This is a genomic window from Nostoc sp., from assembly GCF_036917435.1.
GTDB lineage: Bacteria > Cyanobacteriota > Cyanobacteriia > Cyanobacteriales > Nostocaceae > Nostoc.
In genome coordinates, this window is sequence record NZ_JBALDM010000018.1 from 117,848 (window position 1) to 140,144 (window position 22,297).

A 22,297-nucleotide genomic window follows, 5' to 3' on the forward strand; every position below is an offset into this window, starting at 1 on the left:
ATGGGGTATTGGACAGAATTAAAATTACCTCTTTTCTCTTATTTCCTTCATCTTCCCCTGCTCTGCTGCCTCCCTATCCTTACTTCACTGGCCAAGGAATCATGGGATCGTTAGCCAGCTTTTTGGAAACTTCGTATGCTCCAAAGCGGTTGAGGTGGCTGGGATCGGAAAAGTAGTCATTGGCTTTTGGCCACCTTTGGCTCAAATCTCGATAGATAAAGTTGGGATTAGTCGCTTGACGCAACATATATTGCTGAAATTCTTGCTCATATCCTCTACGCACTGGATCTAAATAATCTGCCGTGAGAGGCATGTTAACAAACACTAAGGAAATTTTTTGAGATTGGGTAAACTGAAGCACTTCTTGGAAAGCAGTATCTTGCTGTCCTTCTAATTGGAAAGATTTATAGTCGTTGTCGTAATTTCCGGGAACTCTAGAATGTTTTTGATAGTATCTAGCAGGATTGAAGCGGATTGACAAAGCTAGAAAGCCATCAAAATCAACTGCTTGCTGGGAAGTACTCTCGTCTGAAGTTCCGTCTGTTTGCTGTTTTTGTGATGCAACTGTCTGATTGTTACCAAATACAAGCAGTTGTTTTTGCAATAAACTTTTTATTTGGTCGCGGTTTGCATAGCTACCAGAAAGGGATGCTAGAGCCTGATTTAATGAATCATTGACAGCTTGATATGGGCTAATCTCCTGTTTTTCTTCTTTTACTTTCTGTTCGCCGGAAATTTCCTTGTTTTCGGTTGAATCACTGCTATTTGCAGTTGTTGGCGCTTTTTGGAATGCTTGTTTATAACCAGCTGATGCAGCAATGGATTTAAAGGTAATATCCTCGCGTCCACCATTGAAAGCACGGGAACCATCTGCCCAAACAATTATTTTAGGCAGTTCTGATGGTTCTAGTACGTGGCGAAGCAGAAAGTCTACAACTTGTGCAGTAGCACCGTTGATTCCAAAGTTAAATACGTCAATATTTGGATAACCTTGAGTAGCTAAAGCTTTAGAAAGTTCTCCTGGATCTACTCCTCTGAGGGCGCGGGAGGAACCAATAACCAATATATCTGGCGGTGTACCATTTATAGCCAAACGCTGTTTATACAGTGCTAGTTGCTCATCTAACTGCCTAACATTGAAACTTGGCATCTGCGATCGCGCTGCTAAAAGAATAGCTGTTGCGGTTGCTTTTTCCTTCAGTGGTGCGGCTGCCAAATTATTTGTCGGTGTCTCATCACTTTGCGTAAACTCAGAGGCATTAAATACAGAACTCTGATTTGCAGGAGATTTTCTCTTGGAAGTGCTGCTAAAAAGTGCCGTTTTCTCACTCTGAGTTTTCCCAGATGTTAAAGATGCCTTTTGTCCAGGTGGTGAAGGTAAAACACTGGCCGCTTTGGGCAAGCTCGGTTTAGTCTGTGCAATAATTCGACCCAATACCCAATCAGTTTGGAGAGTGAGTAATAATCCGAGCGTCCCCCAAACTAGAGCAATCTTAAGTCCTTGATCGTCAGGATTTTGTTCTGCTGACTGGTGGCTTTCGGTAAATACCTGGCTTTTTAACAAGAATTTTTTCGCGGTTGCACTAGTCGTTGCTATCCAATCTCGCGCTACTTCGGTTACAAAATTTTGAACTTCTTCTGTGGTTAAATCGGGGCGCAAAATTGGCTCACTAGTCTCAGAGGTTACGAGATCGTCAATGTATTTAGAAGTAGCAGCGAATTCTGGGATTGCTTCTGGTACTAAACGTTGGCGATGTTCGAGATCAACGCCATAGTTCCAAAAAGGTTCTTTGTTCCCAGCCCGGCGACCGTATACACGTATTCCCATAATACCGGGAATTTTCAAATGGCGGATAAACTGCGTAATTTTACTTGCTACTTGTTGACGCGCTGGACAAACAGGCGCATCACATAAGATATGCAGTAAATCATTTTTGTTCAGCAAAAGGACGCGAATTCCACCTGTCAATAAACGCCAATCCAAATCAGGATTGAGTATACGCTCCAGTAAAAATACGATCGCTGGTTCATCGCCAGTATTTGCCAAATCCAAGGGTGACGGGGCAAAGGCGGGATGGGTTGTGGCGGGTAAAGCTAGCCAATCAATCCAAGTGGGTTGTGTGTCGCCTGGTTTTTGTCCGTATATGGTGGCGGCGAGAATGCCTTGAGGTGCGATCGCTTCTAACTGCGGTACAATCGCCTCTAAACACACTACTTTGTCGGGGATTGGGGCAGTTCCTAAAGGGTCAAAAGCTGGCGTACAAAAGATATGTAGAGTTGATTCTTTCAGAGAAATTTGGACGGCAACTTTTAACCCTGACAATACCTCAGTTAATAATCGCGCGATCGCTTGGATATCTCCCCAACGCGCCCATTCTTTCAGCATTACCTCTGCTGGTGTCAAATCCACCCGCAGCAGCCAATCAGGGGCACTCTCGCCCCTTACCTGAGAAACAATTACGGCATCTTGGTAGCCGGAAAGTTTGAGATAACGCAACTTCTCTGCTATGGGTTCAGCAAGCAATGAAGCATCAGGACTATAGCTTGATTGGCAAAATATCCACAGGCGATTTTCTTCCGGCTGAGAATTATTTGATTTATATGGCTTAATCTTTGCCTGTACCGATACACCCAAACTACTCAAAGTTTCGCTGAGATATCTGGCGATCGCCTCTGGATTCCCTTGACGTGCCAAACTTTCGTTAGAGACAATTAGCGCCCCAGCCGATTGTTTTAATTTTTCCGAGTCTGCTAGCAAGGCTTGCTCCACTTGCTCCAGATGCTTATCTATTTGATTCAAGTAAACCCGATGGCACCATAAGGGGCGTTGCTCCCCTTTTCTTCGGCCATAGACAAATACTTGATATATTGAGGTTTGTTCGCTGCTTGTGAGAGTATCTAAGTTTGTTTGCTGTAGTGCTTGCAGCAAATCAGACAAAGTACGCCAACGCTTTGGACATTCAGTACCTTCACAAAGAATATGAAGGTCATTTCCCCGTAACCGGACTTTCACCCCGAAAGTGTTAATCCCTGTGGCTTGGCTTACCCATTGGACTAAGGATTGCTGGCGATCTGGTAATACTGTTTTCATGGGAACTTAACTTTACAGTCAGCGATTGTTGGGGGATAGTGCCTGCACTTGTAAACTAGAACCATCTGTTTATCATACTCTGACGTTTTTTTTTAACAATTTTGTTACCTTCGTAGCTCACAAAATCGGCCAAGATAGTCTTGTACAGGTTGCAAGTCTGACTAATATTGAGTTTTGCGTTTATTTTACTAATAGGGAGTCAGAATTTAGAAGTCAGAAGTCAGAATAATTCTATATGACTAGCTGATGACTTGTCCTTTAATCCCGGAATCGTGTCTAATGCGCCTGATGGACGAAATAGACAACAAGCTTATCTCATTTCAACTCCATCCTTTTATGCTTGGAGTCATCTTAACTCCTCACTCTTGTACAGACGCGATTCATCGCGTCTCTACTCCTGACAGACGCGATTGATCGCGTCTCTACAAACTGCTTTTGACTCATAATTCCCATAACCAAAAATTAGCAATGACTCCTGCCAACCAAGAACCCGCAACTAACCCGCCATCCCATCTCGATTTATTTACCATTCCTAAATCGTTCCTTTTACAAGTAGGTACAGCGTCTATATTACTGCTGCTCATTACCGGAAAAACCACGGTAAAGGCGCTAGAAAGCATCGGGGAAGCCAGTGAAGAATTGTTTCGAGGCGATCGCCTACCCATTCTCGACTTCCCAGAGGATAGCGAAACCGATCAAACTTAGAAAATATACACCAAAAAATTATTTGCTCAGGAATAACCCGATGAGCATTCAGTAGAAAACCTAGAAGCGTAAACAGTTATTAGCTTTACAAGATAGAGAATATGGGTTCCCTTTTATACTCTTCGTCTCAAACTACGGATATATACCCGGTGTCGGAATTATTTTTGCGTCATCGTCTCCAGGTGGTGGAAGAATTGTGGGAGTCAGTTCTCCGGCAAGAATGCGGTCAAAATATGGTAGACTTATTGCGGCAACTGCGCGATTTGTGTTCGCCAGAAGGACAGGCAAGAAATGACCAAGCATCTTCAGCCGTCAAATTAATTGAACAACTAAATATCAACGAAGCAATCCGCGCCGCTCGTGCTTTCGCTCTGTATTTTCAGCTGATTAACATCATCGAGCAAGAATACGAACAACGGCAGCAGCTGAGTCGCTATGAGGCAGATACAGAAGCTATAGAGCCAGTAACACCATCCAACGCCAACTATTCGTCTAATCAAAGGGAAGATGATGCGCCGGTTAGTAAGGGAATAGCAACAGTCTTCCTGAAAAAAAATTATCTAGAAAAAGCGCAAGTCAAACCACAAGGGACTTTCGCTGCTTTGTTTCCCTATTTATTCAAACTGAATGTACCACCCCAGCAAATTCAACGTCTAATTGCCCATCTCGATGTGCGCTTAGTTTTCACAGCGCACCCGACGGAAATTGTTCGTCATACCATCCGTGATAAGCAGCGCCAGGTGGTGCAACTTTTACAAAAGCTGGATGCTTTGGAAAACCATTCTGGTACTACACCGGGAGCATATCCTTGGGAAGCAGCAGATGTCCGCGAACAATTGCTCGAAGAAATTCGCCTCTGGTGGCGCACCGACGAACTTCACCAGTTTAAACCTACAGTGTTAGATGAAGTAGATTATGCCCTGCACTACTTCCAAGAAGTTTTATTTGATGGCATTCCCCAACTTTATAAACGTTTCAAACACACCCTATCTAGTACCTTTCCTTGGCTAGAACCACCAAGTAAAAACTTTTGCTCTTTCGGCTCCTGGGTAGGCTCAGATAGGGATGGGAACCCATCAGTTACACCAGAGATTACCTGGCAAACAGCTTGCTATCAACGCAAAATGGTGCTGGGGAGATATATTCAGTCAGTGAAAAATCTGATTGAATTATTGAGTGTGTCGATGCACTGGAGTGATGTCTTGCCAGATTTACTGGAATCTCTAGAGTTAGATCAATCCCAGTTGAGTGAAGTGTACGATGCACTGGCCTTGCGTTATCGACAAGAACCTTATCGGCTGAAACTGGCTTATGTACTGAGACGGTTAGAAAATACCCGCGATCGCAATCTCGCTTTATACAATCGAGAAACGCCAAAAAATCAAGATAGTCCCCTGTATAGTTCGGGAGACGATTTTTTAGCAGAACTGCGAATGATTCAGCGCAACTTGACAGAAACAGGTTTAAGCTGTCGAGAATTAGAAAATCTCATCTGTCAAGTAGAAATTTTTGGTTTTAACTTGACACAGTTAGATATTCGTCAAGAATCATCCCGCCACGCCGATGCGCTGGATGAGATACTACAATACCTGCAAATATTACCTCAGCCTTACAACGAACTCTCTGAGGAGCAAAGAGTTGCTTGGCTTACAGGAGAACTACAAACTCGTCGGCCGTTAATTCCGGCAGAATTGCCATTTTCGGAAAAAACCAACGATGTAATTGAGACTTTTCGCGTCGTGCGATCGCTCCAACAAGAATTTGGCCTCAACATCTGCCAAACTTACATTATCAGCATGTGCCGCGATGTCAGCGACGTGCTAGAAGTACTACTGTTAGCCAAAGAAGCCAGACTTTTTGATCCCGCCATAGCCGTGGGAACCATTCAAGTTGTCCCCCTATTTGAAACAGTAGAAGATTTACAACGCTCCCGAAGCGTCATGCGAAAACTGTTTGAACTCCCCTTATATCGCGCTTTATTAGCCGGCGGCTACGAACAGATAAAGGCAGAAGATGCCGATAAAAATTCATCCCCCCCTGCCCCCCTCCCGGTGAACTTACAAGAAGTAATGTTGGGGTATTCTGACAGCAACAAAGATTCTGGTTTTTTAAGCAGCAATTGGGAAATTCATAAAGCCCAAAAATCACTGCAAGAAATAGCAGAAAACTATGATATAAGTTTGCGGATTTTCCACGGACGCGGCGGTTCTGTGGGGCGGGGTGGTGGCCCAGCTTACGAGGCGATTTTAGCTCAACCCGGTCATAGTATCAATGGGCGAATCAAGATTACCGAACAAGGAGAAGTTTTGGCTTCCAAATATTCCTTGTTGGACTTGGCATTATACCACATGGAAACCATTACCACTGCCGTAATTCAAGCTAGCCTACTGCGGACAGGGTTTGATGATATTGAACCCTGGAATGAGATTATGGAAGAATTAGCAGCGCGATCGCGTCAACATTATCGGGCTTTAATCTACGAACAACCTGATTTTGTTGACTTCTTCCATCAAGTAACTCCCATTGAAGAAATTAGCCAGCTACAAATTAGTTCCCGTCCAGCCCGCCGTCCATCTGGTAAGAAAGATTTAAGCAGTCTGAGAGCTATTCCTTGGGTATTTAGCTGGACACAAACCCGCTTTTTGCTTCCTTCGTGGTATGGCGTTGGCACAGCTGTCCAAGAATTCTTGAACGCAGAACCAGAAGAACACTTGAAATTACTCCGCTACTTTTACGTGAAATGGCCATTTTTCAAAATGGTAATTTCTAAAGCCGAGATGACTTTGGCAAAAGTAGATATGCAAATGGCACATCACTACGTTCAGGAATTGTCAAAACCAGAAGATCAACTTCGTTTTGCCAAGGTTTTTGACCAAATTGCCAGCGAATTCTATCTCACAAGAGATTTGGTGTTGAAAATCACCGATCACAATCGCTTGTTAGATGGCGATCCTGTTTTGCAGCGATCTGTACAGTTACGTAATGGCACAATTGTCCCCTTGGGATTTATCCAAGTTTCCCTGCTCAAACGTTTACGCCAATCTATGAATAGTAATGCTACTTCTGGAGTCATCCATTCTCGTTACAGCAAAGGCGAGTTACTCCGAGGAGCATTGTTAACTATTAATGGGATTGCCGCTGGGATGAGAAATACAGGGTGATTGGGAATTGGGCATGGGGCATGGGGCATGGGGCATGGGGCATGGGGAGAGAAAGTTGTTTTGATTCGATGAAATTGGATAATTTATTTCTTGGAGTTCCCTAGAGTGAAGTTACAGTAAGTTTTTCCCTTCTGCACCTCTACTTCTTATCCCCAATGCCCAATGCCCAATGCCCAATGCCCAATGCCCAATGCCCAATGCCCAATGATTAAAAATAGAATTTTAATTTGCACTTTTTTGGCGCTATCAGCAGGTTTTTTTGGTGCTTACGCCAGTGGGCAAATCACCATAATGCTGCATAGTCAAAAGTGCCAAAATCAACCTTGGGGTTTACAAGAGATATGCAACGCTTGGATGACACCAGGAGCAATATGGCAAGGTAGCACAGCAGGATTATGGACGGGAACTATTTTAGGGGCGTTTGTTGGGGGTTTGGTGACGCGGCAAGTTCGTGATTAATTCTAAAAAGGTAATTAAAACCTTGACTCCTCATAGTGGTAATTCATGAATTGCCCTTACCTCTAGTACTCGGCAGGAAAAAGGTGTCAGTAAGGCTGGTAAAATCTACCCATAGCCTTAAGAGCAAATCACTATGCCTACTGAAACTAACCCAGGGAATCAAACTACCACGGGTGCTGATGCTATTGATGAAGCGATCGCACAGGGAATTGATTTTGATGGTTCTCCCATTCCGCCTGCCAAGCTAGAACTTTATGGTAAAGTCATGGCGCTAGAAGGTAATAGACAGCGCAGTGGCGTATCTAATACTATGCGATCGCGGATTGTGCGAATTGGTGCAAAACACATTCCCCAACCAGAACTCGACCAATTACTTGTAGATGCTGATTTTGCACCCTTAAAAGAAAAAGAAATTGCCTTTTTTTATAGCGGCAAATAAATCTAGCATAGCCAGAATTCATATAATTCGCGGCAACAGAAACATGTAAAAAAGCGAACTATTAACCCATCCATAACCTATCTGTCATCAGCAATCCGCTAATCTAATTTTCTAACTGAAATGGCGTGAGCAGGGGCTAATTTACCAAAATACGCTCCTGAAGCCAAAGAATAATTGAGGATATAGATAATGGCAAAGTTTGGGTACTCAGTGTTTCAACGCATCAGCACTGCGCGTTTGCTGCGTAAAATATGTTTACTGGCGCTGACTGTGCCCTTTCTGGCAAGTTCTACAATCGGTTTAGCGACTGCTGGCGAGAGGAAGTACGAGTACGAATACGAGGGCGAAAACGAGACATACGCTATCGGACTTTGGGGGGATCTACCCTACTCAGATATCCAGGCGACAAAGGGAGTCCCGAATCTCATCGCTGATATGAACTCGCAAAACCTGGCTTTCACTGTCCACGACGGCGACTTGAAGGGCGGCAACTCTACGCCTGGTTCGGTAACACCTACCACGTGCAGTAATGAACTCTACACCCAGGCGCTCGGCTACTTCAACGCCCTGAAAGCACCAGCAGCCTTTACCCCAGGCGACAATGATTGGACTGACTGCGATCGCCCCTCAAACGGTGGATTCAACTCACGCGATCGCCTCGACTACGAGCGTCAGGTATTCTTTAACACGAATTTTTCCCTTGGGCAGCATCGGCTAGCCCAAGAGGTACAGACAAGACCACTGTGTCTTGGTGCAACTGGTGCGACACCATGTGTTGAGAACCGCCGATGGACAGTCGGGAAGGTTACTTATGCGACACTGAATATCCAGGGTTCTTGCAACAACCTATGCGACACTGCACCAGATCCAGAGGAGTACGAAGCAAGAAACAGGGCTAATATTGCATGGATGAAAAAGACCTTTCAAGTGGCAAAGGTACGCAATTCAGTGGCAGTTATGTTTATTTCCCAAGGCGATCCGGGGTGGGATCTGACCGACGGAACCAGAGCGCCTTTACGCGATCCAAAGACACTCGCGCAAACCGATGGTCAGCCTGACGGCTTCCAGGACTTTTTACTAGCGTTCCGCGATGAGGCGATCGCTTTTCGTAAACCCATTGCCTATGTACACGGCGATTCACACTACTACCGCCTTGACAAACCATTTCTGGATGCTCAAGGTAGACGCATTGAGAACTTCACTCGTGTCGAAACATTTGGTGACAATGCGGCGAACGGCACTAACGATGTGAATTGGCTCAAAGTGACCGTAAATCCCCGTAGCCGAGAAGTGTTTTCTTATCAGCCACAGATTGTTCCCGGTAATCGAGTAGCGGTTCCCTCTCCGTAATCTATAGCCCTTCTCGAATGGAAGCAATACACTTTGACCTCTCTTCCATTCTTTTCCCCTACAAGGGGCTACGGTGTATACACAAGTCTGAAAATAGCTGACTAACCAAGGTTTTAGCCCACCTAACCCTCCCCTTATAAAGGGGAGGGAACTGGATTTTCCGGTTTCCCCCCTTTCTAAGGGGGGTAATTCGACACGGTATTAGCCTAAGTCTTATCCTTACCTCACACATTCCAAATTGCCATCCGTATTTTGGCTTCTTGAGTCTTTTCCCAATCGGTTCAAAACTATATCTTCAGCAAGATATTGTCAACTTCCCCTTGCATTTTGAATTGGCACACAGCTATATGTACTTAGGTAATAGCTGAAAGACTTGGAGAACAGATGTCAGGAACTACGCCAAATTCAGAAATGTCATACCGAGTTCTTGGTAGTACAGGAGAGAGAGTTTCTGCGATTGGATTGGGTGGTTGGCACATTGCTTTAAAACACGTTGATGAGCAACTGGCGATCCGAATTGTTAGAACAGCAATCGATCGCGGCATCAATTTTATGGATAACAGTTGGGATTACAACGATGGAGTTAGCGAGATTCGGATGGGAAAAGCTCTGCGCGATCGCTACCGCGATAAAGTTTTCTTGATGACGAAAATCGATGGACGCTCAAAAAAAGCAGCAGCAAAACAGCTAGACGAATCACTTCAACGTCTGCAAGTGGATTGCATCGATCTGGTTCAGCACCACGAAATTATTCGGTACGAAGATCCGCATCGAGTTTTTGATGAAGAAGGGGCGAATGCTGCCTTAATTGAAGCACGCAAAGCTGGCAAACTCCGATACATCGGTTTTACTGGGCATAAAGATCCCCATGTTCATCTCCATATGTTGGAAGTTGCCGCCGCTCAAGGGTTTAAATTTGATACAGTACAGATGCCGCTCAATGTCATGGATGCCCACTACCGAAGCTTTGCAAAGCTGGTTGTACCAGAACTAGTAAAACAAAACATCGGCGTTCTGGGAATGAAAAGCTTGGCAAACGGTATTCTTTTACGGTCAAAGACTGTAACACCAATACAGTGTTTACACTATGCTTTGAATCTGCCCACATCAGTTGTGATTACCGGAATTGACAGCATGGAGATTTTAGACCAAGCCTTTGAAGCCGTGCGGACTTTCCAGCCAATGAATGACGAACAAGTGCGATCGCTCTTAGCAAAAACGTCAGAAGCAGCATCACGCGGCGAGTTTGAGCCTTTCAAAACCTCATCAATCTTTGACAGTACTGCTCAAAACCCAGACTGGCTGGGAGAGGAACCACAGCGCATCCAACAATTGATGTCAGCGTAATGCTTTCTTAGTGTCGTCTGTGCAGGAGGTTCACACATCGACTATGCTACCACTGATATCTTTCTGGTTTCATTCGCTCCCAAGCAAAATTCATTTTTACCCAAGCATCCCGCCAGTAACTTTTAAAACTATGTCCTCCGGCTCTGAGTGCGCGATGATGACCAATCCAGACTAGAATCACTGGTACATAGTAAAGAAATCGCTGCATAAGATAAGTCAGCTTCCGTAACCATGCAGGGCGGTTTCTGTGTAGAACTGCCAAACGCTCGTATTGAAAACGAATATGCTTTACTTCGTCTCTTAATATTTGCTGACACAACTGCTTTAGAACTGGGGAATTTGTTGCGTTTTGAATTGCTTTGTAATACACCAATGCTAGAGTTTCAACCATGATGACGGGAGTTGTCCAAATCTCCATCGTTGGAATTGCATAGCGTATTTTCCGAAATAGTGTATCACCCCAGTTCTTCTGCAACCGAGGGATTTTGGCAAGGTCAAGAAACCGTCCTAAGTCGCCTCCGTGACGTTGTTCTTCTTTGATGAATAGTTCAATCACATCAACATATCTAGGATCTTTGATTTGCTGTGCATAGTTTTTAGCAGTAGCCAGTAAGTGCAACCCATCTGATGTCTCACCTAACTGCCAAGCTGCTAAAGAATCTGCTATAATATTTTGTTCATCCTCTGTAATTTCTGCACCCCGCTTCCAAGGAATTTCTAATTGAAACTCAGCATTGGCTTTGTAGTAGGTGTACCACTCATCAGATGTTGTGATTGAAGACAAAGTAGGTAACAGCTTATGAGGATTCATTAAAACTCCAAATGTGTGTAGGATTCTATTGTTTTAATGATTCCCAAAATTTATTGTAAACATCTAAGACTGTAATTTCGATAGCCACGCTATCTAATGCAACCTCCTGCAATGCGATTGTTTTGACTAACAATGCGATTGTTTCGACTTGCAATGCCATTGTTTCGGCTTGCAATAGGATTGTTTTGACTTGCAATGCCATTGTTTCGGCTTGCAATGGCATTGTTTCGCCTTGCAATAGGATTGTTTTGACCTGCAATGCCATTGTTTCGGCTTGCAAAAATTAACTTACGATTTTTTTAACTTTGTTTTATCTAAAAATCTGTCCATCGTCAGGGCGTACGTCTGTGCAACTGTTAGTTATATTGTTTTAATGGGCAGACTAACAATGTCCCTTCTAGCAGTATATATATGCCCGCCCAGGATAAAACACGCCGCTTGCCTTCTCAATCAATTAGTCAAGATATAACCTCATTGCACGGCTTGCAAACCATCACCACATACACTACAACCCGTACTGATGCGTCTTTAGCAAATTTACAGCAAGCTTATCAGACGATGTTGGCGCAGCAACAAGCCGAAACAGAAAAACTCGCTTTATACCGTGCTGCGGCTGATGCTGCGCGATTAGCAGAATGGGAATTTCATAACGCTGTATTGGCCATGAAAGAAGTCGTGCGTGGACAATATGGATCGGATAGCGATCAAGCCCAAGCAATTGGATTGAAGAAGAAATCAGAACGCAAGCGTCCCAGTCGTAAAAAGTCAGTTGCAATGGCGTAACAGCCCGATGGAAGCGATCGCTGACTTTTCCTCAACGCGATGTCTAACAACAAGCCGCTACGCGATCGCCCATGTCTAAAATCTGTAACCTATTGAATTCAATCTTAATTCCTAGCAAAAAAATCTTTACTCAAAATTCAATCTATCAAAATAGTGAACTTGTTTCATAACTAATGACGCAAAAAATTCTATCTAGAGATCGATATAGTGAATCACCTAAATAAAGTAAAAATAGTATGCTAAATCACATGAGATTGTATTGCATGAAATTAAATTATTTGACAAAACAGCTTTCCAACATCAAAAGCTGGATGGCTACAACACTGCTTTGTATGTTAGCGATCGCTTTTGTTTGGCAAGGTGCATTTTTCTCGAACACCTCAGCAATGGCCGATCCTGCCGGAACCTTAATCGCATCAAAGGACGCGGGCGACAAAGTTCAAGATAAAGCCAGTGAAGATGCTGGACGAGCCAAGAATTTCATCCAAGATACGGCAGATAAAGTTAAGGAAGCTGCTAAGAGCAACGCCAGTAAAGTTGATCAAGCAACAGAGAGTGGTAGTTTTGCTGAACGCAAAGCCAAGAAAGATGCCGCTACAATTCAGAAAAGAGCAAACGAAGATGCAGCTCGCACACAAAAAGCAGTAGACAAAACAAAGAACGCTGTTGAACGTACTGTTGATAGCATCAAGGATGCTTTTGGTAAATAGTAATCCTATTTGATTTCGTTCAAATCTAAAGGCTTAGATCCCCGACAACTTTTACGAAGTCGGGGATCTTGTGTTTACAAAGATTATTAGCATCTATAATAACTAGCGATCGCAGAGAAAATTAACAAAAATATTTGCCAGCAATTATCCTGAACATCTAGCTATAAATGAAATTTTTATATACAAATACTAGAGTTTATTTAAGTGGCATTACTTATTGACAAATATGCTGTGACTTTATGTAATTGCAACCCCATTTTGACAAATTGTTAATGGTTAACAAATTTTTCACCATTATTAATTACGAAGTTATACTTTCCGCTACAACTTAGTAACAATGTAAGAGTGTGATTATCTGGACAACCCCACCGTGGGAAAATCAAAATACTGAAAACGTGGAATTAGAGAGGAAAACACTATAATATGCATCTGAGCGAAATCACCCATCCTAATCAGTTGCACGGTTTATCTGTTCGCCAACTGCAACAGATTGCCCGTCAGATTCGAGATAAGCATCTCCAAACCGTAGCAGTTAATGGTGGACACTTGGGGCCAGGGTTGGGTGTTGTAGAATTAACACTAGGACTTTACCAGACACTAGACTTAGATCGAGATAAAGTGATTTGGGATGTCGGACACCAGGCTTATCCCCACAAACTCCTTACAGGACGTTACGATCGCTTCCACACCCTCAGACAAAAGGACGGAGTTGCAGGTTATCTCAAACTTGGTGAAAACAAGTTTGACCATTTCGGGGCTGGACATGCTTCCACAAGTATTTCAGCAGCATTAGGCATGGCTTTAGCGCGAGATTTAAAAGGCGAAAAATTTAAAGCCGTTGCTGTAATTGGTGATGGGGCGCTGACTGGCGGTATGGCTTTAGAAGCCATCAACCATGCGGGACACATGCCGAAAACTAACCTATTGGTTGTTCTCAACGACAACGACATGTCCATATCTCGCAATGTCGGCGCGATTCCCCGGTATCTTAACAAAATGCGCCTCAGCCAGCCGGTGCAATTTATTAAAGATAATCTTGAGGAACAATTTAAGCAAATTCCCTTCGTGGGTGAATCTCTCTCTCCCGAACTTGGACGCATTAAAGAAAGCATGAAACGTTTGGCTGTTCCCAAGGTAGGGGCAGTTTTTGAAGAACTTGGCTTTACCTACATTGGCCCAGTGGATGGGCATAATCTCGAAGAATTGATTGCTACCTTCCAACAAGCACATCAAATACAAGGCCCAGTTCTGGTACATGTAGCCACAACCAAGGGCAAAGGTTATGAAATTGCCGAACTAGATCAAGTTGGCTACCACGCCCAAAGTCCTTTCAACGTTGCCACTGGCAAAGCTATTCCTTCTAGTAAACCGAAACCCCCGGCTTATGCCAAAGTCTTTTCTCACACTCTGGTGAAACTTGCCGAACAAAACCCCAAAATCGTTGGGATTACTGCGGCTATGGCAACGGGAACAGGTTTAGATAAACTTCAAGCCAAACTGCCCAATCAATATGTTGATGTCGGCATTGCTGAACAACACGCAATCACCCTAGCCGCAGGACTTGCAACTCAAGGGATGCGTCCCGTAGCCGTTATTTATTCTACCTTCCTGCAACGCGCTTATGACCAGATAATTCACGATGTCTGCATCCAAAACCTGCCAGTATTCTTTTGTTTAGATCGGGCAGGAATTGTCGGTGCTGATGGCCCCACTCACCAAGGTATGTATGACATTGCTTATCTGCGTTGCATTCCCAACATTGTAATAATGGCACCCAAAGACGAAGCAGAACTGCAACGCATGGTAGTAACTGGCATTAACCATACCAGTGGCCCGATCGCTATGCGCTACCCTCGTGGCAATGGCTACGGTGTTCCTTTAATGGAGGAAGGTTGGGAACCTTTGGAAATTGGTAAAAGCGAAATTCTCCGCACTGGCGATGACGTGTTAATTGTCGCTTATGGCACAATGGTCTACCCAGGAATGCAAGCTGCCGAAATTCTCAGCGAACACGGTATTGAAGCGACTGTGATTAATGCCCGTTTCGTTAAGCCTTTGGATACCGAATTGATTTTGCCTTTGGCTAAGAAAATCGGCCGCGTCGTCACCTTAGAGGAAGGTTGTCTGATGGGTGGCTTTGGTAGTGCGATCGCTGAAGCTTTAATGGATTCAGATATTCTCGTTCCTGTCAAGCGATTTGGTGTCCCAGATGTATTAGTAGATCATGCTGAACCCGATGAATCTAAAACAGAACTGGGTTTAACTAGCCATCAAATAGCAGAGAGAGTGTTGCAAGCTTTCTTTAAGCAGCAAGTAGCTGCTGTCGTCTAGTTAATTCTTTGTAGAATGAATCGCCCACATTTGTGACTCAGGTGTGGGCGATCGCTTATAAAACTTTAAATAAAATTTAAGTTTATTCAATGAGTTTTGACTAACTATAGCAATCCTGAATCATTCGCTATCAACAAGATCCCCGACTTCTCAGAGAAGTCGGGGATCTGCGGGTTGCAAATGAAGTCATCAAGGTGAATTAAAGTAAAAAATATTGCTTATCCACTAACTACCTTTTCCTATGACACTTTCCACAAACCATGTTTATCCCGTTATTTGGCACAACGATTCAGTGTCACTAATCGATCAAACACGCTTACCAAACGAATATACATTTGTGGAAATCCACCGCAGTGAAGATATGGCGCGGGCGATTAAAACAATGATTGTGCGAGGTGCGCCGGCAATTGGTGTAGCTGCGGCTTATGGAATGTATCTTGGTGCAAGGGAAATTGAAACTAGCGATCGCACCGAATTTTTGCAAAACTTAGATAAAGTCGCCCAGTTATTGCGTTCTACTCGTCCGACGGCGGTAAATTTATTTTGGGCAATTAGCCGGATGATGAAACTTGCCAAGGAAACGCCGGGAACTGTAGAAGACATTAAGCAAACCCTTTTCCAAACAGCCCAAGCAATCAACGTTGAAGATTTGCAAACCTGTCAGGCGATCGGCGACAATGGTTTGGCAGTTTTGCCCACTACCCCCGAAAGGCTGACGCTACTTACTCACTGCAATGCTGGGGCATTAGCTACGGCTGGTTATGGCACTGCTTTAGGCGTTGTGCGTTCCGCTTGGAGGGAAGGACGTTTAGAACGCTTATTTGCCGACGAAACCCGTCCCCGCTTACAAGGCGCAAAACTTACGACTTGGGAGTGTGTGCAAGAAGGTATTCCAGTCACATTAATTACTGATAATATGGCAGCCCATTGTATGAAACAGGGTTTAATCCATGCTGTAGTTGTGGGTGCCGATCGCATTGCTGCTAATGGTGACACTGCTAATAAAATTGGTACTTATGGGGTTGCGATCGCAGCTAAAGCTCATAATATACCTTTCTTTGTGGCTGCACCCCTTTCCACCGTTGATTTTGAATTAGCCGACGGCAGCAAAATCCCCATTGAAGAACGCGATCCAACAGAAATTTATCAAGTTGGTGATACTATTCTCACACCTGAAGGTGTAGATTTTTACAACCCAGCTTTTGATGTGACTCCGGCTGAATTGATTACAGCCATCATCACAGAAAATGGAGCGATCGCACCTCATGAATTAGTGAAATTTCAGTTAAAGCAAGTAGACATCTCCAGAAATTAATGATGCGAGGACTAGCCCTTTTACCTCTGTGTTCTCTGCGCCTGTGTGGTTAGAAAAATTGCTTTTAAACCGCAGAGGCACAGAGAGCGCAGAGAGAAAAAAGAGATTTTTAGGGATAGGTTTTGCTTAGTAAAACCAGAGAGAGGTCTTTTTATTCGACTAATTACCCCTAGTAAACTTAACCAAAATGCTGAATAATTGCGTCGGCAAATTCAGAACATTTCAAAGGTTCAACTGGCGGTTCTAGCAACCGGGCTAAATCATAGGTGACTTGACTATTTGCGATCGCATCGCTTAAACCTTTCTTAACTAAGTCTGCGGCTTCTTGCCAACCCATAAATTCCAGCATCATCACGCCAGACAAAATCACTGAACCAGGATTAATCCGATCTAAGCCGGCGTGTTTGGGTGCAGTACCGTGGGTAGCTTCAAATATGGCACTAGAATCCCCAATATTTGCCCCTGGCCCCATTCCTAATCCACCAACAATGGCGGCAGCAGCATCAGACAAATAATCGCCGTTCAAGTTCATCGTCGCCAAAATCGAATACTCATCCGGTCTGGTTTGGATTTGTTGAAAAATACTGTCAGCAATCCGGTCATTCACCAAAACTTTCTCTTTCCATTTGCCCTCGCCGTGGGTTGCCCAAATTGTGTTAAGAACAGTTTCAACTTCCTTGACAACTTGCGCTTTCTTGTCTGGGGTGAGATTATCAAACCCAGGCTCAATCTGACGGGCGTTTTCTTCCAAAGAAAGATTCGGATTTTTTTCCTTGTTACTCAAAATCCAAGATTCCTGTTCAGTGACAGTTTCTTGACGAAATTCACTGGTTGCTAGTTCATAACCCCAATCGCGGAAAGCGCCTTCGGTATACTTCATGATGTTCCCTTTATGCACCAAAGTGACTTGTTGCTTCTTTTTGGGCAATAGCAAGGCGTGTTTGATGGCACGTCTGACTAGGCGCTGAGAACCAGTTTTGCTGATGGGTTTGATGCCAATACCAGAATCAAGAGGAATCCGTTTTTTACCATGTTCTGGGGTGGCGGGAATTAATTCTTCATTGAGAAATTTAATTAAGCGATCGCCAATTTCGCTACCTTGTCGCCACTCAATGCCTAAATAAATATCTTCCGTATTCTCTCGATAAACAATTACATCCAGCTTTTCGGGATTTTTGTGGGGAGAGGGCGTACCTGCATAGTAACGGCAAGGACGCACGCAGGCATACAGGTCAAAAATTTGCCGTAATGCCACATTTAAAGAACGAATTCCTCCCCCAATGGGAGTAGTCAAAGGCCCTTTAATAGCGACACCATACTCTTCAATTGCCGTGAGAGTATCTTGAGGCAAATACTGATAAGTGCCGTATAAATCGCAAGCTTCGTCACCAGCGTAAACCTTGAACCAACTAATTTGACGCTGACCCTTGTATGCTTTAGCTACCGCAGCATCGAGAACTTTTTGGGTAGCAGGCCAGATGTCTATACCTGTACCATCGCCACGAATAAAGGGGATAATTGGATTGTCCGGTATGATTGGTTCACCATTTTTGAAGGTGATTTTTGCTCCGGCTGCTGGGGGGGTAATCTTGTCGTACATCTTTCACACACTCCTAATCGATACGCTGCTAGTCAAAAAATCCTTATGTGGCAGGCTTGTATATTTTGCTATGTCTTTTGTTCACCAAGCCATAAGGCAAAGATTTTCCCCCTATTTCCCTTGTACATTATTTGGGGATTAAGTGTGAGATTTCAGTGAAGCGATCGCAATTTTGTACGATCAAAAATAGTAAACTACTTTTCGCTATCAATGCTTCACTTTCGAGAATGCCAGATAGCTTACCACTCTTTCACTGACCGCTAAAACGAGAATGGCATGACAGACCCAATGATTTTATCAGGCCCTGCTAATGACATCGACTCCCTCCGACGACCGTTAATTGCTGGGTCTGAAAAAGTCCAACAGCAGATAATCCCACAGTTAGCTGAGTTGGGTAATGAGGGATTAGACGTGTTGATGGAATTTTTACTGAAACGACGTGAGAACCCAGCAACTTGGATTGATGGCAAAGCTTACCAAGTCCTTTACAACTCTGATGCTCCTCTTGCCAAAGAATTTTTGCGCTCTTGTTTTCCTGAAGGAATTGTACCTCTAAAATCAGAGTGCGGGATTAACTACAATTCTTTGCAACAGCTACTTGCTGCTCAAGATTTCCAAGCAGCCGATCGCGTCACCATCGAAAAAATGTGTGAACTATCAGGGACAAGGGCTGTACAACGCAAATGGTTGTACTTTACTGAGGTAGAAAATACCTCGGCTGTTGACTTGCAAACCATTAACAACCTCTGGTTAGTCCACTCCGAAGGGAAATTTGGCTTTTCGGTGCAGCGAGAAATCTGGTTGAGTTTAGGTAAAAATTGGGAGAATTTCTGGCCAAAGATTGGCTGGAAAGAAGGTAATAACTGGACGCGATACCCTAACAGCTTTACCTGGGATTTGAGTGCGCCTAGAGGTCATTTACCCCTTTCTAATCAACTCCGGGGGGTAAGAGTCTTTGCTTCTTTACTCTCTCACCCTGCTTGGTCGAAGAATCCAGAAAAATGATTTTGAGCTTACGGACACACAGATTATGATCAATCCCACCAACAGAGAATTCTACGTAATCATTGAACGGGATGAAGATGGCTACTATGTCGGAGAAGTCCCTCAGCTAAAAGCCTGTTACAGTCAGGGAGAAACAATTGATGAGTTGATGGCTAATATGAAAGAAGTAATTGAACTTTGTTTAGAAACAAAAAGTGATGAAGAAATACCAGAATTTATCGGTATTCAAAAGGTAGTAATTTAATGCCAAAACTACCAGTTATAACAGGTAAAACAGTTATTAACGCCCTTGAGAAAATAGGATTTCAGGCGGTGCGTCAAAAAGGCTCTCATGTACAAATGGAACGTGAAAATGGGCGCTTAGTAACTATTCCTGTTCATGCTGGTAAAACAATAGGTAAAGGATTACTACGCAAAATACTACGCGATGCTGAACTGACGAGGGAAGAGTTTATCGCACTACTGGAATCATAGAGTTGGGAAATTTTCTACCAATTCCAAATGCACAATCTCAAATCAGATAATGGCAAACGTTCGTCTAGAAGATATTAAGCGTAGATTCAATAACGTCACCGCGATTGAGGATATTACCTTTGAAATTCCCGATGGCGAATTTTGGGTTTTAGTTGGGCCATCGGGTTGTGGTAAATCGACAATTTTGCGAACGATCGCAGGTTTAGAAACTGCCACCTCTGGTAAACTCTTTATTGGCGATCGCTTGGTGAATAATATCCCCGCCAGACAGCGAGATGTGGCGATGGTATTCCAAAACTACGCCCTCTATCCTCACATGAGCGTGGCAGAAAATATCGGCTTTGGCTTGCAGATGCGGAAGGTTGACCGAAAAATAATTAAAGAACGGGTGATGAATGTGGCGCGATCGCTTTCTCTCGATCACCTGCTGGATCGGAAACCCAAACAACTTTCGGGTGGACAGCAACAACGGGTAGCATTAGGAAGAGCGATCGCTCGTGAGCCCCAAGTGTTTTTACTTGATGAACCTTTATCTAATTTAGATGCCCAATTGCGCGATGATACCAGGGCAGAATTGAAACAGTTACATCAAGAGTTAGGCATTACAACAATTTATGTCACCCACGATCAAGTTGAAGCCATGACTTTAGCTGATAAAATTGTTGTGCTAAATCGCGGGCGAATTCAACAAATCGGCGATCCCCAAAGTATTTATGCAAGTCCTGCTAATCAGATGGTGGCAAGTTTTTTAGGTAGTCCGCCAATGAATATCTTACCTGCAATTTATCAAGATAACGGTTTTGATGTGAGTGGACAGTTATTAACGGTTTCGGCAGAGGTGAATGAAAAATTACGGTTGCGTCAGGGATACAGTTATGATTTGGGGATTCGTCCAGAGCATATTTTTATTGACGAACCGCCAAGTCGCCAAGGACGCGAAGAAGGAAATGAGAGTCGGCTGATTGTGGAAGTTAAGGTGGTGGAACCTTTGGGAAGGGAAACTTTGATTCGTGCTGGCTTACCTGGTTCGGCGGTGGTGTTAAATATTCAGGTAGGTGGGGATATGCGGCTGCGTTCAGGCGATCGCCTTTCTCTACAACTTGATTTGAATCACTTATTTGTATTTGATCCCAAAACTGGGGACAGAATATTTTGACACTCCTCAGCCTAAAGGCATGAGGATTCTTGGTTCAACGAGTCCACTTAGCCTAGACTCCTTGCGGTATCTAGACTAGAGGTGGTTCTCTCCCCAAGCGTTAACTTTTGGTCTGCCCGACCATAGTTGCTTGTATTGCAAAATTTGTTTGCAGTTTAATGCTGTTCGTCTAGTACCTATAAATCATTTTACCTACTTCCAGGTAATACTAGAACTACGAAGTAGAACCCCATAGATTCAGTCGCTATAGCGTTTCCCAATCACATAAGTTACATCATAGCCCCCTCCTCGCTTGCGGGGAGGGGGTTGGGGGTGGGGTTCAGTACCTACTCACCATACACCCCATTAACTCTTAATTTTCAGCTTACAGCAGTGAGAAGTGTTTATATCCATAATCAGGATGAAATAATGATTCAATCACTACAAAAACTATTTACCTTTGATGAATATTTAGGATTTTTAGAAACACAACCGGAAAAGATTCATTATGAATTACACGATGGAAATATTATTCAAATGCCGCCACCATCAGGGAAACACGAGCAAATAGTAGCTTTTTTAACAATGATGTTAGGGTATGAGTGTCTTCGTCTTAAACTTTATTACGGCATACCTAAAACCGCCACAGTGAAGCCAGAAAATAAAATGTCAGGGTACTATCCTGATGTTTTATTAATGAATTTTTCTAATTTGGGTAATGAACCATTATGGGAGAAACAATCTATCCTTAGTAAACCAGATTCAATTCCATTAGTGATTGAAGTAATCAGTACTAACTGGAGAGATGATTATCATAAAAAGTTTGCTGACTATGAAGAAATGGGTATTCAAGAATATTGGATTGTGGATTATGCTGCTTTGGGTAGCAAGGAATTGATAGGCGATCCCAAACAACCAACAATCACAATTTACTCTTTAAGTGATGAGGGTGAATATCGTGGTAAACAGTTTAGAGTAGACGACCGTATAGAGTCGCCAACATTTCCAGATTTAAATCTAACCGTTGAACAAATTTTTTCAGTGCGTTATTGATAAAAACCTATTCGCCGCGCTGATAATCGCCAAAAAGAATGCTGAGGATGATTTGCGATCACTGCTAGATAATAGTGGGAGTAGTTTTAAATAAATGTCAGAGGTTTAAAAGCTTCACAAGCGACTTCTACCAATAGTTTGAGGTAGGTTTGTTAAATTGGCGATGCTAGGTTATTTTTCAGCAAAATCAACTTTTCAGTCAATGTTGTCAAAGTCATAAATCTCTCCAGCCTGTGGGTAGTATTCGCTCAATAACCGTCGTAGGTCTTCAATCACTGGGATTGACCGTGTAGCCAGCTTACCTTTGGTGTTTGCTTTCCTAATAATCAGCGGGAGCAATGCGATTTTGTTAGATCAGACTTTAATTCTCATTTATAGAGCTAGATTCTCAATAAAAACAGTTATTTGGCTGCGATCGCAGCCCTAAATGGGCGATTTAGCACCCGAATTTTAAGCACCTCACAAAATCGCATTGCTCCCTAATCAGCCTGGGTCTAACGATACCCTTGGATGTGTAAATGTCTTGAG

General features: G+C 43.5%; 19 protein-coding genes. 15 read left to right on the top strand and 4 right to left on the bottom strand.

From position 1 onward, the window contains the following. Positions 1-79: 79 nt before the first annotated feature. Positions 80-3,091 (bottom strand): DUF1574 domain-containing protein, encoded by a 3,012-nt coding sequence (locus tag V7K98_RS07805; RefSeq protein WP_335020427.1) that lies wholly within the window; start codon positions 3,089-3,091, stop codon positions 80-82. A gap of 468 nt (positions 3,092-3,559) precedes the next feature. Between V7K98_RS07805 and V7K98_RS07810 the strand changes: the two genes are divergently transcribed. The 6 genes from V7K98_RS07810 to V7K98_RS07835 all read left to right on the top strand — a co-directional run bounded on the left by V7K98_RS07810 (position 3,560) and on the right by V7K98_RS07835 (position 10,552). After that, positions 3,560-3,796, top strand: a complete 237-nt coding sequence (locus V7K98_RS07810; RefSeq protein ID WP_334857928.1) for a hypothetical protein — start codon at positions 3,560-3,562, stop codon at positions 3,794-3,796. 101 nt (positions 3,797-3,897) lie between these two features. Continuing rightward, entirely contained in the window at positions 3,898-6,957 is a 3,060-nt protein-coding gene (gene ppc, locus V7K98_RS07815) for a phosphoenolpyruvate carboxylase (RefSeq protein WP_335020429.1), read from the top strand. A 204-nt stretch (positions 6,958-7,161) separates the two neighbouring features. Beyond that, positions 7,162-7,416 carry a hypothetical protein gene (locus V7K98_RS07820; RefSeq protein WP_335020584.1) on the top strand — a complete coding sequence of 85 codons (255 nt, stop codon included), beginning with the start codon at positions 7,162-7,164 and terminating at the stop codon, positions 7,414-7,416. Between the two features lie 133 nt (positions 7,417-7,549). Continuing rightward, complete coding sequence (locus V7K98_RS07825; protein ID WP_335020431.1) at positions 7,550-7,855, top strand: small RNA NsiR4-regulated ssr1528 family protein; 306 nt, start codon at positions 7,550-7,552, stop codon at positions 7,853-7,855. Positions 7,856-8,044: 189 nt separating this feature from the next. Next, the gene (locus V7K98_RS07830) at positions 8,045-9,205 is read left to right on the top strand and encodes a hypothetical protein (protein WP_335020433.1); all 1,161 of its coding nucleotides are present in this window, start codon (positions 8,045-8,047) and stop codon (positions 9,203-9,205) included. Positions 9,206-9,589: 384 nt separating this feature from the next. Beyond that, complete coding sequence (locus V7K98_RS07835; protein ID WP_335020435.1) at positions 9,590-10,552, top strand: aldo/keto reductase; 963 nt, start codon at positions 9,590-9,592, stop codon at positions 10,550-10,552. Positions 10,553-10,598: 46 nt separating this feature from the next. Here the strand turns inward: V7K98_RS07835 and V7K98_RS07840 are convergent, their stop codons facing one another. Continuing rightward, positions 10,599-11,363, bottom strand: coding sequence for a ferritin-like domain-containing protein (locus V7K98_RS07840; protein WP_335020437.1), 765 nt, complete (start codon positions 11,361-11,363; stop codon positions 10,599-10,601). A gap of 25 nt (positions 11,364-11,388) precedes the next feature. Beyond that, positions 11,389-11,643: a hypothetical protein gene (locus V7K98_RS07845; RefSeq protein WP_335020439.1), complete on the bottom strand. Its 255-nt coding sequence runs from the start codon at positions 11,641-11,643 to the stop codon at positions 11,389-11,391. 131 nt (positions 11,644-11,774) lie between these two features. Between V7K98_RS07845 and V7K98_RS07850 the strand changes: the two genes are divergently transcribed. The 4 genes from V7K98_RS07850 to mtnA all read left to right on the top strand — a co-directional run bounded on the left by V7K98_RS07850 (position 11,775) and on the right by mtnA (position 16,502). Next, entirely contained in the window at positions 11,775-12,146 is a 372-nt protein-coding gene (locus tag V7K98_RS07850; protein ID WP_335020441.1) for a hypothetical protein, read from the top strand. 263 nt (positions 12,147-12,409) lie between these two features. Next, the gene (locus V7K98_RS07855) at positions 12,410-12,856 is read left to right on the top strand and encodes a hypothetical protein (protein ID WP_335020443.1); all 447 of its coding nucleotides are present in this window, start codon (positions 12,410-12,412) and stop codon (positions 12,854-12,856) included. Between the two features lie 423 nt (positions 12,857-13,279). After that, positions 13,280-15,187, top strand: coding sequence for a 1-deoxy-D-xylulose-5-phosphate synthase (gene dxs / locus V7K98_RS07860; RefSeq protein WP_335020445.1), 1,908 nt, complete (start codon positions 13,280-13,282; stop codon positions 15,185-15,187). 241 nt (positions 15,188-15,428) lie between these two features. Further along, positions 15,429-16,502: an S-methyl-5-thioribose-1-phosphate isomerase gene (gene mtnA / locus V7K98_RS07865; RefSeq protein WP_335020447.1), complete on the top strand. Its 1,074-nt coding sequence runs from the start codon at positions 15,429-15,431 to the stop codon at positions 16,500-16,502. Between the two features lie 178 nt (positions 16,503-16,680). Here mtnA and V7K98_RS07870 read toward each other — a convergent pair whose 3' ends face one another. Next, positions 16,681-18,102, bottom strand: coding sequence for an NADP-dependent isocitrate dehydrogenase (locus tag V7K98_RS07870; protein ID WP_335020449.1), 1,422 nt, complete (start codon positions 18,100-18,102; stop codon positions 16,681-16,683). Positions 18,103-18,378: 276 nt separating this feature from the next. Here V7K98_RS07870 and V7K98_RS07875 point away from each other — a divergent pair, with 276 nt between their 5' ends. The 5 genes from V7K98_RS07875 to V7K98_RS07895 all read left to right on the top strand — a co-directional run bounded on the left by V7K98_RS07875 (position 18,379) and on the right by V7K98_RS07895 (position 21,769). Beyond that, positions 18,379-19,107: a GUN4 domain-containing protein gene (locus V7K98_RS07875; protein WP_335020451.1), complete on the top strand. Its 729-nt coding sequence runs from the start codon at positions 18,379-18,381 to the stop codon at positions 19,105-19,107. Between the two features lie 25 nt (positions 19,108-19,132). Then, the gene (locus tag V7K98_RS07880) at positions 19,133-19,351 is read left to right on the top strand and encodes a type II toxin-antitoxin system HicB family antitoxin (RefSeq protein WP_335020453.1); all 219 of its coding nucleotides are present in this window, start codon (positions 19,133-19,135) and stop codon (positions 19,349-19,351) included. Further along, positions 19,351-19,581 carry a type II toxin-antitoxin system HicA family toxin gene (locus tag V7K98_RS07885; RefSeq protein ID WP_335020455.1) on the top strand — a complete coding sequence of 77 codons (231 nt, stop codon included), beginning with the start codon at positions 19,351-19,353 and terminating at the stop codon, positions 19,579-19,581. The genes V7K98_RS07880 and V7K98_RS07885 overlap by 1 nt, the downstream gene beginning before the upstream one ends. A gap of 49 nt (positions 19,582-19,630) precedes the next feature. Further along, positions 19,631-20,737 (top strand): ABC transporter ATP-binding protein, encoded by a 1,107-nt coding sequence (locus V7K98_RS07890; protein ID WP_335020457.1) that lies wholly within the window; start codon positions 19,631-19,633, stop codon positions 20,735-20,737. 408 nt (positions 20,738-21,145) lie between these two features. After that, entirely contained in the window at positions 21,146-21,769 is a 624-nt protein-coding gene (locus tag V7K98_RS07895; RefSeq protein ID WP_335020459.1) for a Uma2 family endonuclease, read from the top strand. Positions 21,770-22,297: the final 528 nt, after the last annotated feature.